The sequence below is a fragment of the Janthinobacterium sp. Bl 1 genome (assembly GCF_058215535.1).
On sequence record NZ_CM177086.1, the window covers coordinates 3,675,476 to 3,690,134 of the forward strand.

Sequence of the window (14,659 nt, forward strand, 5' to 3'; positions counted from 1 at the left end):
TAGCGCACAGCGCGTAATCCGACACAACGTTACCCTACAAATTAATCAATACCCTGGCTCTTCAAATAGTCTTCGTAGTTGCCGCGGTAATCGACCACTTCATCTTCCTTGATCTCGATGATGCGGTTGGCCAGCGAAGAAACGAATTCGCGGTCATGCGACACGAAGATCAGGGTGCCTGCGTATTTTTCCAGCGCGATGTTCAGGGACTCGATCGATTCCATGTCCATGTGGTTTGTCGGCTCATCGAGCATCAGCACGTTGTGGCGGCCCAGCATCAGCTTGCCGTACATCATGCGGCCTTTTTCACCACCGGACAACACCTTGACGGCCTTCTTGACATCGTCGCCGCCGAACAGCAAGCGGCCCAGGATGGAACGCACGGCCTGGTCGTCGTCGCCCTCTTTCGTCCACTGGCCGATCCAGTCGGTCAGGTTCGTATCCTTGGCAAAATCTTCCGTCGGATCTTGCGGCATGTAGCCGACGTTGGCGTTTTCCGCCCACTTCACGCGGCCCTGGTCAGGCTGCAGGCCGGCGATATCGCCCGCGATGCAGCGCAGCATGGTGGTCTTGCCGGCGCCGTTGGCACCGATGATGGCGATGCGTTCGCCCGCTTCCACCATGATGGAAAAGTTCTTGAACAGCTGGCGGTCAAAACCTTTCGAGATGTTCTCGACTTCCACGGCCAGGCGGTGCAATTTCTTTTCGCCGTCGAAACGCACAAACGGATAGGCGCGCGACGATGGCTTGATGTCGTCGACCTTGATCTTTTCGATCTGCTTGGCGCGCGACGTCGCCTGGCGGGCCTTCGACTTGTTCGCAGCAAAGCGGCGGACGAATTCCTGCAGCTCGGCAACCTTGTCTTTCGCTTTCGCATTGTTGGCCAGCTGCTGGTTGCGCGCCTGGGTCGAGGCGAACATGTATTCGTCGTAGTTGCCTGGATAAATCTTCAGGGTGCCGTAGTCCATGTCGGCCACGTGGGTGCAGACCTGGTTCAGGAAGTGGCGATCATGGGAAATGATGATCATGGTGGAGTTGCGCTCGTTGAGCACGTCTTCCAGCCAGCGAATCGTGTTGATGTCCAGGTTATTCGTCGGCTCGTCGAGCAGCAGGATGTCCGGATTCGAGAACAGCGCCTGTGCCAGCAGCACGCGCAGCTTCCAGCCTGGCGACACATTGCTCATCGGGCCTTGGTGCAGGTCGATGGCGACACCGGCGCCCAGCAGCAGCTCGCCGGCGCGCGATTCGGCCGTGTAGCCGTCGTATTCGGACACTTTGCCTTCCAGCTCGGCCGCCTGCATGTAGTCGTCGTCCGTCGCTTCCGGGTTCGCGTAGATCGCGTCGCGCTGCTGGATGGCGGCCCACATTTCCGTGTGGCCCATCATGACGACGTCGAGGACGCGCATGTCTTCAAAGGCAAACTGATCCTGGCGCAGCTTGCCCAGGCGTTCGTTGGTATCGAGCATGACGTTGCCGCCCGACGGGTCCAGGTCGCCGCCCAGGATCTTCATGAACGTCGACTTGCCGCAGCCGTTCGCGCCGATCAAACCATAGCGGTTGCCGTCGCCGAACTTGACGGAGATATTCTCAAACAATGGCTTGGCGCCAAACTGCATCGTAATATTTGCTGTAGATAGCATGTGATATTGGGTCTTTATTCAGTTAAAACAGCTAGTTAAATACTTTTCTCCCATTATACAGCACCCACCCTCATCACTCTATAGTGGTCCGCCGAGGGCGCTCCGAGTGCATGCGGAGAAATAATGGCAAGAAAATATGATTGCCGTATTTCCATTTAGCAGATACGCTGCGTGCCATCCATTTTCCACCCTCCACCTCACAGGCTTCACTTGAAAAAAATCACCATCGCCGCGGCCGTGGCCGTCGTTGCCATCGCCGCCACCGCCTATGCCTCGCCGTATTACGCCTTGCACCAGATCAAGGCCGCGCTGGCCGAGCGCAACGCCGAAGCCCTGGCCGAACATGTGGACTTCCCCGCCCTGCGCGCCAGCGTCAATACGCAGCTGGAGGCCAGCATGGCGCGCAGCATCGCGGCGACCGCCGGCAGCGACAACCCGCTGGCCGCCCTGGGCCAGTCGATCGCCAGCGCCATGCTGGGCAAGATGGTCGACACCATGGTCTCGCCTGCCGGCGTCGTCGCGCTGGTCAACAAGAGCGCCGTCAGCCCGCAGGCGGATGCGAATACGAACGCGGATGCACCCGCCGACGGCGCGCAGAAAAAGGCCGGGTATTCGGCAGGCTATGCCGGCTTGAACACCTTCGTCGTGCGTGCGAAGGATGGTAATGCACAGGAAGGTGCGCTGGTCTTGCTGCGCCATGGCGTGTGGGGCTGGAAACTGAGCTCGATCGAGATTGCGTCGGCGATGGCTGCACGTTAACCGGGACATTTCATGCTGAAACACCCAGCTTTATCGCTGGCAATCGCCCTTGCCAGCGCCACGCCACTCGCCCATGCCCTCGATGGCACGGCCGGGAGCAGCCACTCTGTCGCCTCGCGCATGCAAGCCGAAACGTCGAAGGCCGCCGACCCCGACGCGCCCGCGCCGCTGCCCGTGCCCAGCGACATCTCGCTGGCCGAACTGGAGCGCCGCCTGGCGCTGGGTCAGGCGCAGGCCGCTGAAAAACACTATACGAGCGCGCTCGGTCCGGCCGTGCTGAGCACCTTGGCGCAACAGATGGGCTGCCACGATATCATCGGTGTGCAACCGTTCGGCTTCCCGCTCGATCCAACGCAGCCCAACGTCCTCAGCGGTGCCCACCTGCTGGCCCGCTGCCCGGACCGGGCCTACGTGACCATCACGGCGATGTCGATGGCGGGCAAGGCGGGCAAGCGCGCCAGTCTTTCACCGCAATCGTTCAACCAGACGGTGGATGGCCGGCCCGCGCGGCGCCTGTATTACAAGGCGCCCAACGGCCGCCAGAAGGAAACGCTGACCATCATCGACGGCAGTTATGGGTATGCGCTCGAATACTGGTCGCTCGACGACAGCCAGCAAGGCGGCATGGTCGGCAAGCGCCGCATGGACACATTGACGTTGCAATAATAAGCGGGCGAAAATAGCCAGAATACTGTATATTTATACAGTTATTTACTATTTTCCTGCCCAGCATGCCTACACACCCGCACAGCGAATTACCCTACACCATCTGTGTCAGCGCCACGATCGACGCGGAGGTCGAGCAAGCCATCCTCGAGGGCTTGAACGCCTACAACGATGCGATCACGGGATACCAGGACAGGCAGGTATTGAGCGTGGTCGTGCGCGACCGCGACAGCCAGCGGGTGCTGGGCGGCGCCATGGGCCGGACCTCGCTGGGCCTGCTGTTTCTCGATTTGTTTTACTTGCCCGCCGCCTTGCGGGGACTGGGCCTGGGCAGCCAGATACTGGCGCAGTTCGAAGAGGAAGGACGCCGGCGCGGCTGCGCCTCGGCGGTGCTGTACACCATCAGTTTCCAGGCGCCCGAATTTTACGAGCGCCGCGGCTGGCGCCGCTTCGGCGACATTGCCTGCAGCCCCGAAGGCACGAGCCGGGTGTTCATGAGCAAGACCTTGTAGGCTGTAAACAGCAGTGGCTGGCTGCAAAGCTGCCGCCAGCCACTGTCAACCACGCTCAACAAGCGCTGCTTACATGCCCAGCGACTTGAGCAGGTCGGCGTTGTCGTCGTCTTCCGGTTCCGCCGCAGGTGCGGGGGCGGCGTTCCGTTCGCGGTTCGCGAATTCGCCATCCATCAGCGAGTCGGCATCGACTTCGCGCGAATCGAAATCGTGCAGCTTGATGAACTCGGTACGGTCGATCGCCAGTTCCAGGTAGAAAATATTGTTCTTTTCCGTGTAGAAAGTGACGCGGCGCATTTCCGGGCGGTCCAGCGGCGTGTCGACGCTGAGCATCACCTGCTTGTTCAGCACCAGCATCTTCGGCTGGCTCTGGGTGATGTTCGTTTGCAGTTCGCGCCGCACCTTGCCCGTGAAGTCACCCACGATCTGGTTCATCAGCTCGCCCATGATGTTCGACACTTCGTCCGACGTGTAGAAGCTGGCCAGCTCCGACTTCGGCATACCCATGTGCAACATGTAGCGCTCGTAGATTTCCATCGCCGTATCGGCGGCAAAATTGAGCACGACCAAGCCCGTGAAACCGCCATCGAACATCACGAAGCAGCCGATGTCCGGCTTCAGGCCCGTCTTGGTGATGCGCTGCACCATGCCTGAATAATTGACCTTGCTTTGCGTTGCAACGTTGAGCACCCGAACCACCGAGTTGCACAAACTCATCAACAAATCTTCTGTACCGTACACAACATCCTTTTCTGCATCCATGAGCAACCTCTCCTACTATTTTAAAGATGACAGCACTGTTCCCTGTCCGCCGCGAGCCGAAACACGACCGTTTCGCTCAGCAAGCGGACGACTTCACCTTTGCATGCCTGACCTTGCTTGGCAGCGCGCGCCGCGTCGCCGCCGGCCCGAACCACCCTCGTAACTTTTTCTGTATAGAAATAAGTATCATGCGCAGAATACCGAGATGTAACATTTCCGTCCAGCCATACCTGCATTTACTTGACGATCTGTGCGGAAATACCATACCTGGCCAGGCCACGGGCATGGTCGCAGGAAAAAGTAACTAGAAATCAAGTGCGCGCAAGACCACGCCGCTGACCAGCAGATCGCGGCTCAGGTAGGAGAAGGCACGCTGGCCGATGCGCAGACGGTGGGTGTCGAAGATGGCCAGCAAGTCGCCGCCCTGCCCCTGGTCCAGGCTGTGCAATGCCGTAACGGTGATACGGCATGTCTTTTCCGCCCCAAAAACGGACAAATGGAAGCGGATCGCGTCACCCGCCTGCTCGAGCGCGATGCTGTCGCGGAGAATTTCATAGGGCATGGCCGTGCGGCTCCTGGCAAGGTTGTCGCGGCAATGGCGCAAGCTCGGCGCCATTTCCCGCTGGGAATACGCCGAGAATAGCGGCAAGGTGCGCAAGCTACCGTCTGCCACCGAACATAAGTGCATACCAGTAGTCGCTCGTGTGTGGCCCTTGTTGCAGCCAGGCATGACACCTAAAATAGTGTTTTATATTAAACATGATCGTGACGGCATGCGATGGCACCGTCGCACACAATGCAAGGAAGCCAATGAGCACACTGTTAGAACAGGCAACACAAGAAATGACGACGGCGATCCACGCCTGGTTCGATGAGCGCCTGCAGCGCACGGACCTGGAAAGCGCCGTGAATCGGACCACCTTGCAAGCGGGCGTCTTCAGCGACTTCATGCTCGATTACAAACCGGGCCGCACCACTGCCGATGAAATCGACCTGGGCTTCGACGACGACGTCGTCCCCAGGACGCCGGCATCGCGCTTCGATGATGCCGCAGTGCGTGACTTGATCGCGCCGCAGTTGGCGGCGCTGGTGCAAGCCCGTCTGGCGCCGCTGGTCGACACGCCGATGATCGACTACCGCTTCACCTTGCGCGGCAAGTTCCAGACCGCTCAGGGCATGCGGCACCTGCACCTGCTCGAATACGTCAACGACGGCAAGCGCCAGGCCTTGCTGAAAAACATACACAGCTATATCGAACACAAGCTCACGCATGGCCGGCATCCGACGAAACCGCTGGAAACCTTCTTCCTGACCCGCCACCTGCTCGATCCCCAGCTGTTTCCGCAGCCCGATATCGGCTGGACGCTGGCGCAATTCGAACGCATCGAGCAGCTGAACAAATCACGCCCGCAGGCGCTGGCCGAACATCGCGGCGATATCATCCAGGCCGTGTCGGCCTGGGCGGAAAAGCAATTTCTGCCGCAGTTCTATGATGTGCAGCAGTCAAGCTACCGCAGCGCGGAATACAGCTTGAAGGCGGGCGCGGCGCCAGACGCGCAGGCGCTGGCGCCGATTGACCTGCTGCTGTATGGCGCCGTCATGATCTTGCGGCACGAACCGAGCTACGCCAAATCGACAGGCCTCAAATTTCTGGAAATCGCGCGCGAACTGGGCAGCGAACGGGCCGTGCGCATGCTCAAGGAAGGCAGCGGCACCTTCCCCGATGCCGACATCCACGTAAAAAACGCGCTGCTGGAATGCCGCGCCAACGATGTGTTTACCACGATCAACATCACCATCACACAGGAAGAGGAAGGCGCGTATGCACAGGCACTGGCCTTCATCACGCATTTGCTGCAAGCCGGCTTTCCGAAAAGCTACCAGATCAAGCTCAAATCCAAGGTCAAGGCATATTTGCCGATCAAGGGACTGGCGAAATCCGATACGCACCGCTTCTTTGCCAACGCCCTCGCCCATGCGTCCCTGCGGCCGCAACTGGAAGCGTATGCGCGCGCCGCCATCGAGCAATTCGAATTCTATGCCGACACGGAAGGCGAAAAGAATTGCATGCCCGGCAGTTACGCCGTGTTTGGGCTGGGCTTGCTCGATGCCGGCTATTTCCCGCTCGTGCAGCATTACATGGCCAACGTCGACGAGGAACACCAGTCCGTGCAGGACCAGTTCACGGCGGCCTACGCCGAGCAACATGGCGTCACGCGCGACTCCGCTCCCGTGCTGGCGGCGTGCCTGCGCGCGTGCACGGATAACGCAAAGGTCAAGATCCAGGCGGAACTGGAGGATGTCGAGAAACTGGAACTGTTCTGCCAACAACTGCAAGGGCTGGAAGGCTATCTGGTCGAGCACATGCTGTATCCCGTCTGGGGCAAGCTGGAAAAACTGGCGGCACTGGCGCGCAAGGCGCAAGGCCGGCGCAAGGAACTGCTGCTGGCCTTGCTTGCAGCGGCCAGCAAGGCGCACGCCTGAAGTGTGCAACGTTATGACTTTCACCATCTATAATGCGGGCGCCGAAATTGCCGCAAAGCATTTTTTGGCGCCTGACATTGAATCATGGAGAAAACACATGCACAAGCCATTCCCTGCCGCCAGACTGCTGGCCGCCACCTTCGCCGCCGCGCTGATGCAGCCCGCCATGGCGGCTGAATCCACTGCCGTCGAACTGGCGCCGCTGGCCGTCGCCGACCTGTACATCAAGACCATCATCAACCAGGATGAAGCCAGCGTCGCCAAACTCAACGCCTACCTGCGCCCCACCCGCCTGGCGGGCCATCAAAGCGCCGAATACGCGTCGTACAGCGCGCTGAAGGCAGCGGATGCCCAGTTCCCAACGCAAACGGGCAAGCTGATCGCCGACCTGTTCCCCGCCGACATGCGCGCAGCCGTCACGCCGGCCGCCGAACTGCTGGCCGCCAATGTCATCGCTGCCAAGAATGGCGCCGCGTGCCAGGCCACCAAAGCGGACCCGGTGACGGTGCAAAACGGCATGCAGACGGCCGCCGTCAGCTTCGAATGCCAGGTCGTCAAGGTGCCAGTGGCATGGGCGACTGCCGCCCAGCAACTGGCGAAGAGCGGTTGCAAGGTCGAGCAATGCACGGCCGGCCTGCAAAAGATCGCCGCAACCTACACGAGCTCGCCAAAGCAGACATGGCGCGCCGTGTTTGCCGTCAGCCGCGAAAAGAACTCGGAAGCCTGGCGCAACGATTTCGCGCGCGAAACCTTCGATGAAATCTGGGAATACCTGTAATTCTTCACGGAGCTATACACTGCCGATGGACAAGCCCAAACTGACCCCGGTCGCCCAACCCGCAGGCCAGGCCTTGCTGCGCCTGCTCGTCCCCGACCATGTGGAGGTCACGCTGGGCGCGCAAGTGCTGGCGCAAGATCTGCACGCCCTGCACGGCAAGCAATTACTGGCGCTGCTGCGCCGGCTGCGCGCCGCCCAGTCCAACCAGCAGCACTATGCGGGCGCCAGCGTCGAGCAAGCCGAACAGCTGTTCGGCGCCGCCATCGCCGCCGTCAAGGCCGAGCTGGCCACGCGCCCGCATATCCCCAACAAGCAGGAAGCGAAGGCTTTGCGCCAGGCGGCGGCAAAAAAGCGCTGATCGAGGCGCAAGCCGGACTCCGTCAAGACCATCCCGTGCGCGCTAGCACGCCGGCCCCCTTCTATAATCGCAAGCTCTCCTGTTTCCGCTATTGAAAGGCGCCCATGCCCACACGATCTTCCCGCCGCGTATTGAGCGCCCTTGCTTTCTCCGGCCTGGCCGCCATGCAGGCGGCCCATGCCCAAGCTACCGGCCCCATCGACGCGCGCGCCGTCTGGCAGGAACGCTCGCTGTCGGCTTGCCGCAGCGAACAATCGACGGCGGCGCCCGACGTCTGCCTGCTGCGCACCATGCAGCGCAGCGGCGCGCGTCCGCAAGCCATCGCCGCCGCCCGGATGCTGGTCAAGGCAAACAAGGCCGGCTTCATCTCCGCCTGGCGCCCGCTGGGCAAGGCGGCCCTGGCCACCGTCACCTATCCGTTTCGCGCCAACACGAATGAAGGCACCTTGCTGATCGGCAGCGATGGCGCGGCCATCGACGTCGACGAAGGTTCCGTGCGCGAGGAAGACCGCGCCACGCCGGCCTGGCGCGCGTTTGCCACCGCCCATCCGGACTCCGTCCCGTTTGCGCCCGCCGATTTCGTCGGCAGCACGGCCACCGACGATGGCGGCCAGCGCCTGCTGTTTTCCACGCCCCTGATGACCTGCCATGCCTGCGCCGAGGATGGCGCGCTGCTCGTGGCCTACACGGTCGACAAGGCCGGCATCGTGCGCGAGCGGCAACTCTTGACGATCAAGTAATGCTGCATCAAAGATAAGATAGAATCGCCCGATGGCATGTCCATACGCGTACATGCCATCGATCCAACTCTTATCACAGGAAAACATGCGCCGCTCTTGCCTTGCACTGCACCTCATCGCCGCCCTGCTGCTGTCCAGCCCCTTCCACCTCGCCACTGCCGCGCCCGCCGCTACCGCTGCGGCCAGCGCGGCCACGCCGCTCATCATCGGTGAAAGTTTCAGCATCGATTCGCAAGCGCTGCAGGAAAAGCGCCACATCAATGTGTACATGGCGCGCGCGTGGGATACCGCGCCCGAGGCACCGTTGCCCGTGCTGTACATGCCGGACGGTGGGGTGGCCGAAGATTTTCTGCACGTGGCCGGCTTGCTGCAAGTATCGGTAGCAAATGGCACGATGCGCCCCTTCATGCTGGTCGGCATGCAAAACACGCAGCGCCGGCGCGACTTGACGGGGCCGACGGACAGCGCGGAAGACCGCAAGATCGCCCCCGTGGTGGGCGGCGCGTCCGCCTACCGGGCCTTCATCCGCGATGAACTGATGCCGGAAATTGCGCGCCGCTACCGCACGACGGGCGAAACGGCCATCGTCGGCGAATCGCTGGCGGGCCTGTTCGTGGTGGAAACGTATCTGCTGGAACCGCAGCTGTTCGACCATTACCTGGCGTTCGACCCCAGCCTGTGGTGGAATCGCGGCGCCTTGCCGCGCCAGGCGGCAACCTTGCTGGCCAAGGGCAAGCCTGGCAAGCGCAGTCTGTATCTGGCGTCCAGCAGCGAAACGGGCATCGCCATCGAAGTGCAGCGCCTGGCCGACGTGCTGGCGAAACAGGCGCCGTCCGGCTTGCAATGGCATGTGGAAAAGATGCCGGAAGAAACCCATGGCACGATCTATCACCCGGCAGCTCTGAAGGCTTTCCGCGCCGTGTTCAAGCCGTAATAAGCGGCCGGGCAGCAAGACATGGACAAACTGTAATCTGGCGCGGGGCCAGCACGGGACCTCGGGCGGGTAAAATCGGCGGCCCTTCTTTCCCCGCCCGATTACCGATACCCATGAGTTTTCTTCAACTATTTATTCTTTCCATCGTCCAAGGCTTCGCCGAGCTGCTGCCCGTGTCCAGCTCCGCTCACGTCATCATGGCGGAGAAACTGATGGGACTGGATCCGACATCGCCGGAACTGACCATGCTGCTGGTGATGCTGCACACGGGCACCATGTTCGCCGTCATCGTGTATTTCTGGACATCCTGGCGCGCCACGTATTTCAGTTCGGCCAGCGCTTTCCGCAGCAATGTCCTGCTGCTTGCAGCGGCCACGGCCCTGACGGGCATCGTCGGTTTCGGCTTGCTGAAGGGCATTACGCACGTCATGAGCAAGGATGCGCCCGGCTTTGAAATCGAACACCTGTTCGGCAACGCGAAACTGATGGCCGCCGCGCTGGCCGCCGCCGGTGTGCTGATCATCGTCTCCTCGCGCCAGCAAGCGCGCCAGCATGGCACCTTGTCCATCGGCAAGGCGATGGTGATCGGCGCCGTGCAAGGCCTGTGCCTGCCCTTCCGGGGGTTTTCCCGCTCGGGCGCCACCATTTCCGCCGGCATCGCCATGGGCGTGCCGCAGCGCCGCGCCGAGGAATTCAGCTTCGCCCTGGCCGTCGTGCTGACGCCGGCCGTGCTGTTCAAGGAAGGCTGGCGCTTTTACCAGGCCGTGGCAAATGGCAGCCTGGACCACCTGGAACACGGCAACAGCCTGCTGCACCTGCTCGGGCCCAGCCTGCTGGGCATGCTGCTCTCGTTCCTGGCCGGCTTGCTGGCCCTGCGCTGGCTGTCGCGCTGGCTCGAGCAAGGGCGCTGGCATTTCTTTGGCGCGTATTGCCTGCTGGCCTCCTTGGTGGTGCTGTACGTAGGGTAAAATCGCCGGGTTTGCAATTTGCAACCACATCCCAGCCAGGTTCTACTGAAAGCCAACGATGAATTTCGCCGCCACCGCCGCCCTCTCGCTTGCCATGTCCACCGATGCCTTCGCGGCCGCCGTGGGTAAGGGCGCCGCCCTGCACAAGCCGCAATGGCGCGAGGCGCTGCGCACGGGCCTGATCTTTGGCGTCATCGAAGCCATCACGCCCATCATCGGCTGGGCCCTGGGCAGCGTGGCGGCGCCCTACGTGGAAGCGTGGGACCACTGGATCGCCTTCAGCCTGCTGGGCATCATCGGCTTGCTGATGATACGCAATGCCTTGAGCGATAGCGACGAGGAGGAAGCGCCGGCCCAGTCACACTCGTTCTGGGTGCTGGCCGTCACGGGCCTGGCCACCAGCATCGACGCCATGGTCGTGGGCGCGGGCCTGGCCTTGCTGGGCGCGAATATTGTCGTCACAGCCGCCGCCATCGGCTTTTCCACTTTCGTCATGGTGACCCTGGGCGTGATGCTGGGCCGCGTGCTGGGCACGGTGGCGGGCCGGCGCGCCGAACTGGTGGGCGGCTTGGTGCTGATCGTCATCGGCTGCGTGATCCTGTACGAGCATATCGGCCATCAGGCCTGAGGTCCGTACAACCGATGCGCGCGGCCCCGGCGGCGCGCTTTGTGCTACATTCAATGCTCTGCATTCCTGTCTCACAAGGTGACCATCATGGAAACTATTGAGCTGCTTTTTGCCTCGCTGGTGCGCGAAACGGCCGAATCGATACGCGACCACCACATTCCTTTTGCCATCAAACACGACGAGCGCGCCTATTTCGAGTGGATGGATGGACACCCGATCAATGGCTATATCCAGGAAGCGTATCGGGAGATTGAGGAAACCGCCCAACAGATCCGCGCCATTCGCGCTGGGTGATGACGGCTGCCGCAAGCTACTGCGCGCGGCGCCTTGCGGCTGGCGATGCTCACCGCACCAAAGTGCGGTTGCGCTTCTCAGCCACACATCCCCTCCGCTCGCTACGCTTGCGGCAAACGTCGATACGCTCGTTAAAGCTTTTCTGTGAACGTATTGATTCAAATCAAACACTCAACCGTTCCAATCGAATGGATAGTCCAAAGCCATGACAATCAGGTCTGGAGGCGGGATACATGGATCAGGGACAAAAACACCAGATCAGGGGTTATGAATTTCATGTGGCGGGGGCGCTGGAGAAGGATGGGCGCTACCGGGGCATGATTTTGATCAGCAAGCGCGGTGATACGCAGCAGGTGTATGCCAAGCCCGTATTGATAGAAACGCCGAGCAGTTTCAAGTCCGTGCATGCGGCCTTGATCGAAGCATCGGCGTATGCGCAGGAACTCATCTATAACGGCGCCATCAAGGCCTTGCTGCCGGCCGATGCTCAACTCGCTGGAAAACAGGCGTCGCAGCCGCCGGATTTCGTCGGCAACTGACGCAGGCAAGCCCATCCGGTCGTCCGGGGCGGCGCGTATAATGACGCGCTTTCCCGGATGAAAACTCAACACCATGGAATTTGTGAATTTACCGCTGGTCTTCCTCGTCGGCTGCGCGCTGATCGCCTTGCTGGCCAAGAAAAATGGCTACTCGTGGTATCTGTTTTTCTTCGCGATTGCCGTGCCCGCACCCCTGTTGCTGCTGGCCTTGCCTTATGTACTGGGCATGGAAACCGCATCGCTGACTTCCGTACGCCTGGGCGCCGCCCTGCTGCTGCCGTTCGCCGGCCTGCTGCTGGCCTTGCGGGGCAAGCGCTAAGGCGATTTCAGCGCGCCGGCACGCCATCGGCCAGGCGCCAGCCGATCGACAAGGCCAGTTGCTGCGCTTCTTTTTCATTGCTGCAATCGTCATAGTCGCAGGTATCCGCATAGGCGCCGCACGCCTGGTTCTGGCTGACATACGAGCCGACCCAGCGGCCATCGCGGCGCTGGCTGGCCGTGGCGCTGATGATAAAACCTTTGTGGATGGTGGGATTTTCAAAAGACATATTTCCTCCGAGGCGAGAGCGTCAGGGACCTGACTGACCTTACTGTGCGCCCGCGCGCGCAAGCAGTCTGTACGTTTGATCACACACAGAAAGCACGCACGCGCCTGCCTCGCGGCGCCCGGTGATCGGGTATGATTTCAACATGTGTGGACGACTCGATCAAAATGACACGGCGCCCGAGCTGGCGTCATCGTTCGGCTGGACCGACGCGGTATTCGACAGCGAGGCCGAGCCGCACCTGAACGTGTCGCCCGGTACTTACCGGCCCGTGCTGCATATCCAGGATGGCGTGCACAGGGTCGACGATGTCTTCTGGGGCTACCGCCCCGCCTGGGCCGCGCAAGCCGTGCCCGCGCCCGGCAAGAAAAAAATCCCCATCGCCATCAACGCCCGCCTGGAAAAACTCGCGGGCGCCTATTGGAAACCCTTGCTGCGCGCGGGGCGCGGCATCGTCTGCGTGCATGGCTGGTATGAATGGACGGGAGAAAAAGGCAGCAAGCAGCCGTGGCACATCCACCGCAAGGACCGCGCGCCCCTGTTCCTGCTGGCGCTGGCCCAGTTCGGCCCGTACAAGCACAGCCGCGAAGAAGCGGGTTTCGTGCTGGTGACGGCCGACAGCCTCGGCGGCATGGTCGACATCCACGACCGCCGGCCCGTGGCCGTCAGCCTGGAAGACGCGCACCGCTGGCTCGACCCCGCCTTGACACCGGAGCAGGCGCTGCACCTGGCGCGCACCTGCATGCTCGACGTGGAACTGTTCGAGTGGCATGCCGTCGATAATCCGCTCGTGCCGTCGGCCAAACCCAAGCCGCCACCACCGGCCGCGGCGCAAAGCGCGTTCGACTGGGGCGACTAACTCAGGCGGGCAATCGCGCCAGCCGGCACCACAGCGCTTCCATTGGTCCCTGGCGGAAATGCCGCAGCCAATAGCAGCTCAGCAGCACCTGCCCTGCCATGATCAGCACGGCCAGTCCCAGCATCTCAGCCGGACGCAGCGTTCCGCCCCAGCCCAGTCCCGGCCCCTGCAGCAGCCAAGTGCCGATCAGGGATTGCAGCAGATAATTACTGAGCGCCATGCGTCCCACGGGCACCAGCCATACCGCTAGCCAGCGCAGCATGAAAGGACCGGCCAGCATCAGCGCCGCCACATAGCCGGCCGCCAGCACGGGGCCGCCGGCGAACAGGCCCACTTCGAACAGGGCCGTGTCGAATACGGTTTGATACGGATCGGTCACCTGCCACGCGATGGCGCCCGCCGCCAGCAGGTTGAACGGTAAGCCCACGCCCAGCCCTGCGGCACGCACGCGGCGCCATAGCAGCTGGTGGCGCTGCGGCTGCGTCAGCCAGCCCAGGCGCACGGACAAGATGCCCAGCAGGAACAGCACGATGATGTGCGGCAGCATGACGATGGCGTATAGCAGGGAGACGAGAAAATCGTTGGCGCGCAGTCTGGCCACGGCCAGCACATTGCCCTGCGTGTAGATGGCGTAGCGGTCCGCAAAGCCTTGCAGGTCGCGCGCGATGTCCGGCGCGCCGCCCTGCTGGTCCATGGGAATCAGCAAGCACATGAATAATAGAAAACCGGCGGCCACCAGCCAGGCGCGGTTGCGTATGCGGCTCAGTTTGGCGGCTGCCAGCGGCAGGATCAGCATGCCGGCCACCGCATACGAGGTCAGCACGTCGCCGCTCCAGATGAGGAAACCGTGCAGCAGGCCAAACACGAGCAGCCAGCGCAGCCGGCGCCGATAGGCCGCTTGCGCCTGCTCCCAGCTGCCCAGCTGGCGTTTCAGGGAACGTGTCTGCAGGGCAAAGCCGGCGCCGAACAAAAACGCGAAGATGGGATAGAACTTGAATTGCGCCAGCGCCGCCACGCCAAAAATGACGAGCTGGTCGAGTACAGGCGGCTGGGCCGGCAAGGTGCCGTAGCGCAGGGACAAGGTGCCCCAGGCAAAGCCCCAGATATTGACCAGCAAGATGCCAAACACGGCGATGCCGCGCAGCACGTCGAGCTGCAGCAATCTGCCGGGTTTGGCGCTCATGGAGTTCAAG

The 14,659-nt window shown here is 61.9% G+C and carries 19 protein-coding genes; 14 read left to right on the forward strand and 5 right to left on the reverse strand.

All coding sequences use genetic code 11. From position 1 onward, the window contains the following. Positions 1-41: 41 nt before the first annotated feature. Positions 42-1,640, reverse strand: a complete 1,599-nt coding sequence (locus AC4BCN_RS16380) for an ABC-F family ATPase (RefSeq protein ID WP_034756044.1) — start codon at positions 1,638-1,640, stop codon at positions 42-44. Positions 1,641-1,850: 210 nt separating this feature from the next. Between AC4BCN_RS16380 and AC4BCN_RS16385 the strand changes: the two genes are divergently transcribed. The 3 genes from AC4BCN_RS16385 to AC4BCN_RS16395 all read left to right on the forward strand — a co-directional run bounded on the left by AC4BCN_RS16385 (position 1,851) and on the right by AC4BCN_RS16395 (position 3,577). Beyond that, positions 1,851-2,399: a DUF2939 domain-containing protein gene (locus AC4BCN_RS16385; RefSeq protein ID WP_490491247.1), complete on the forward strand. Its 549-nt coding sequence runs from the start codon at positions 1,851-1,853 to the stop codon at positions 2,397-2,399. A 12-nt stretch (positions 2,400-2,411) separates the two neighbouring features. Beyond that, a complete protein-coding gene (locus tag AC4BCN_RS16390) occupies positions 2,412-3,065 on the forward strand; it encodes a hypothetical protein (RefSeq protein WP_490491248.1) in 654 nt (217 codons plus the stop codon). Positions 3,066-3,130: 65 nt separating this feature from the next. After that, the gene (locus AC4BCN_RS16395) at positions 3,131-3,577 is read left to right on the forward strand and encodes a GNAT family N-acetyltransferase (RefSeq protein WP_490491249.1); all 447 of its coding nucleotides are present in this window, start codon (positions 3,131-3,133) and stop codon (positions 3,575-3,577) included. 69 nt (positions 3,578-3,646) lie between these two features. Here the strand turns inward: AC4BCN_RS16395 and AC4BCN_RS16400 are convergent, their stop codons facing one another. Further along, complete coding sequence (locus AC4BCN_RS16400; RefSeq protein ID WP_034756036.1) at positions 3,647-4,339, reverse strand: DUF3334 family protein; 693 nt, start codon at positions 4,337-4,339, stop codon at positions 3,647-3,649. 304 nt (positions 4,340-4,643) lie between these two features. After that, positions 4,644-5,012, reverse strand: a complete 369-nt coding sequence (locus AC4BCN_RS16405; RefSeq protein ID WP_181878108.1) for a DUF1488 family protein — start codon at positions 5,010-5,012, stop codon at positions 4,644-4,646. A 137-nt stretch (positions 5,013-5,149) separates the two neighbouring features. Here AC4BCN_RS16405 and AC4BCN_RS16410 point away from each other — a divergent pair, with 137 nt between their 5' ends. The 10 genes from AC4BCN_RS16410 (at position 5,150) to AC4BCN_RS16455 (ending at position 12,381) form a co-directional block, all read left to right on the forward strand. Then, positions 5,150-6,823, forward strand: coding sequence for a DUF6138 family protein (locus tag AC4BCN_RS16410; RefSeq protein ID WP_490491250.1), 1,674 nt, complete (start codon positions 5,150-5,152; stop codon positions 6,821-6,823). Between the two features lie 97 nt (positions 6,824-6,920). Then, positions 6,921-7,601: a hypothetical protein gene (locus tag AC4BCN_RS16415; protein ID WP_490491251.1), complete on the forward strand. Its 681-nt coding sequence runs from the start codon at positions 6,921-6,923 to the stop codon at positions 7,599-7,601. 25 nt (positions 7,602-7,626) lie between these two features. Next, on the forward strand, positions 7,627-7,959 hold the full coding sequence (locus AC4BCN_RS16420; protein ID WP_490491252.1) for a hypothetical protein: 333 nt from the start codon (positions 7,627-7,629) through the stop codon (positions 7,957-7,959). A gap of 104 nt (positions 7,960-8,063) precedes the next feature. Continuing rightward, a complete protein-coding gene (locus AC4BCN_RS16425) occupies positions 8,064-8,699 on the forward strand; it encodes a hypothetical protein (RefSeq protein ID WP_490491253.1) in 636 nt (211 codons plus the stop codon). Positions 8,700-8,784: 85 nt separating this feature from the next. After that, positions 8,785-9,633, forward strand: a complete 849-nt coding sequence (locus AC4BCN_RS16430; RefSeq protein WP_490491254.1) for an alpha/beta hydrolase — start codon at positions 8,785-8,787, stop codon at positions 9,631-9,633. A gap of 113 nt (positions 9,634-9,746) precedes the next feature. Beyond that, positions 9,747-10,601 carry an undecaprenyl-diphosphate phosphatase gene (locus tag AC4BCN_RS16435; RefSeq protein ID WP_490491255.1) on the forward strand — a complete coding sequence of 285 codons (855 nt, stop codon included), beginning with the start codon at positions 9,747-9,749 and terminating at the stop codon, positions 10,599-10,601. A gap of 58 nt (positions 10,602-10,659) precedes the next feature. After that, a complete protein-coding gene (gene mntP, locus AC4BCN_RS16440; protein WP_490491256.1) occupies positions 10,660-11,229 on the forward strand; it encodes a manganese efflux pump MntP in 570 nt (189 codons plus the stop codon). A gap of 87 nt (positions 11,230-11,316) precedes the next feature. Next, positions 11,317-11,523 (forward strand): hypothetical protein, encoded by a 207-nt coding sequence (locus AC4BCN_RS16445; protein WP_046682793.1) that lies wholly within the window; start codon positions 11,317-11,319, stop codon positions 11,521-11,523. A gap of 233 nt (positions 11,524-11,756) precedes the next feature. Continuing rightward, positions 11,757-12,062, forward strand: a complete 306-nt coding sequence (locus AC4BCN_RS16450; protein WP_139089211.1) for a hypothetical protein — start codon at positions 11,757-11,759, stop codon at positions 12,060-12,062. 73 nt (positions 12,063-12,135) lie between these two features. Continuing rightward, on the forward strand, positions 12,136-12,381 hold the full coding sequence (locus AC4BCN_RS16455) for a hypothetical protein (protein WP_490491257.1): 246 nt from the start codon (positions 12,136-12,138) through the stop codon (positions 12,379-12,381). Between the two features lie 7 nt (positions 12,382-12,388). On the opposite strand, the gene AC4BCN_RS16460 is transcribed toward AC4BCN_RS16455, so the two are convergent. Continuing rightward, complete coding sequence (locus AC4BCN_RS16460) at positions 12,389-12,610, reverse strand: hypothetical protein (protein ID WP_034756009.1); 222 nt, start codon at positions 12,608-12,610, stop codon at positions 12,389-12,391. Positions 12,611-12,752: 142 nt separating this feature from the next. On the opposite strand from AC4BCN_RS16460, the gene AC4BCN_RS16465 reads away from it, so the two are divergent. Then, complete coding sequence (locus AC4BCN_RS16465; RefSeq protein WP_490491258.1) at positions 12,753-13,466, forward strand: SOS response-associated peptidase; 714 nt, start codon at positions 12,753-12,755, stop codon at positions 13,464-13,466. A gap of 1 nt (position 13,467) precedes the next feature. Here the strand turns inward: AC4BCN_RS16465 and AC4BCN_RS16470 are convergent, their stop codons facing one another. Next, a complete protein-coding gene (locus AC4BCN_RS16470; protein WP_490491259.1) occupies positions 13,468-14,649 on the reverse strand; it encodes a DUF418 domain-containing protein in 1,182 nt (393 codons plus the stop codon). Between the last annotated feature and the right edge of the window lie 10 nt (positions 14,650-14,659).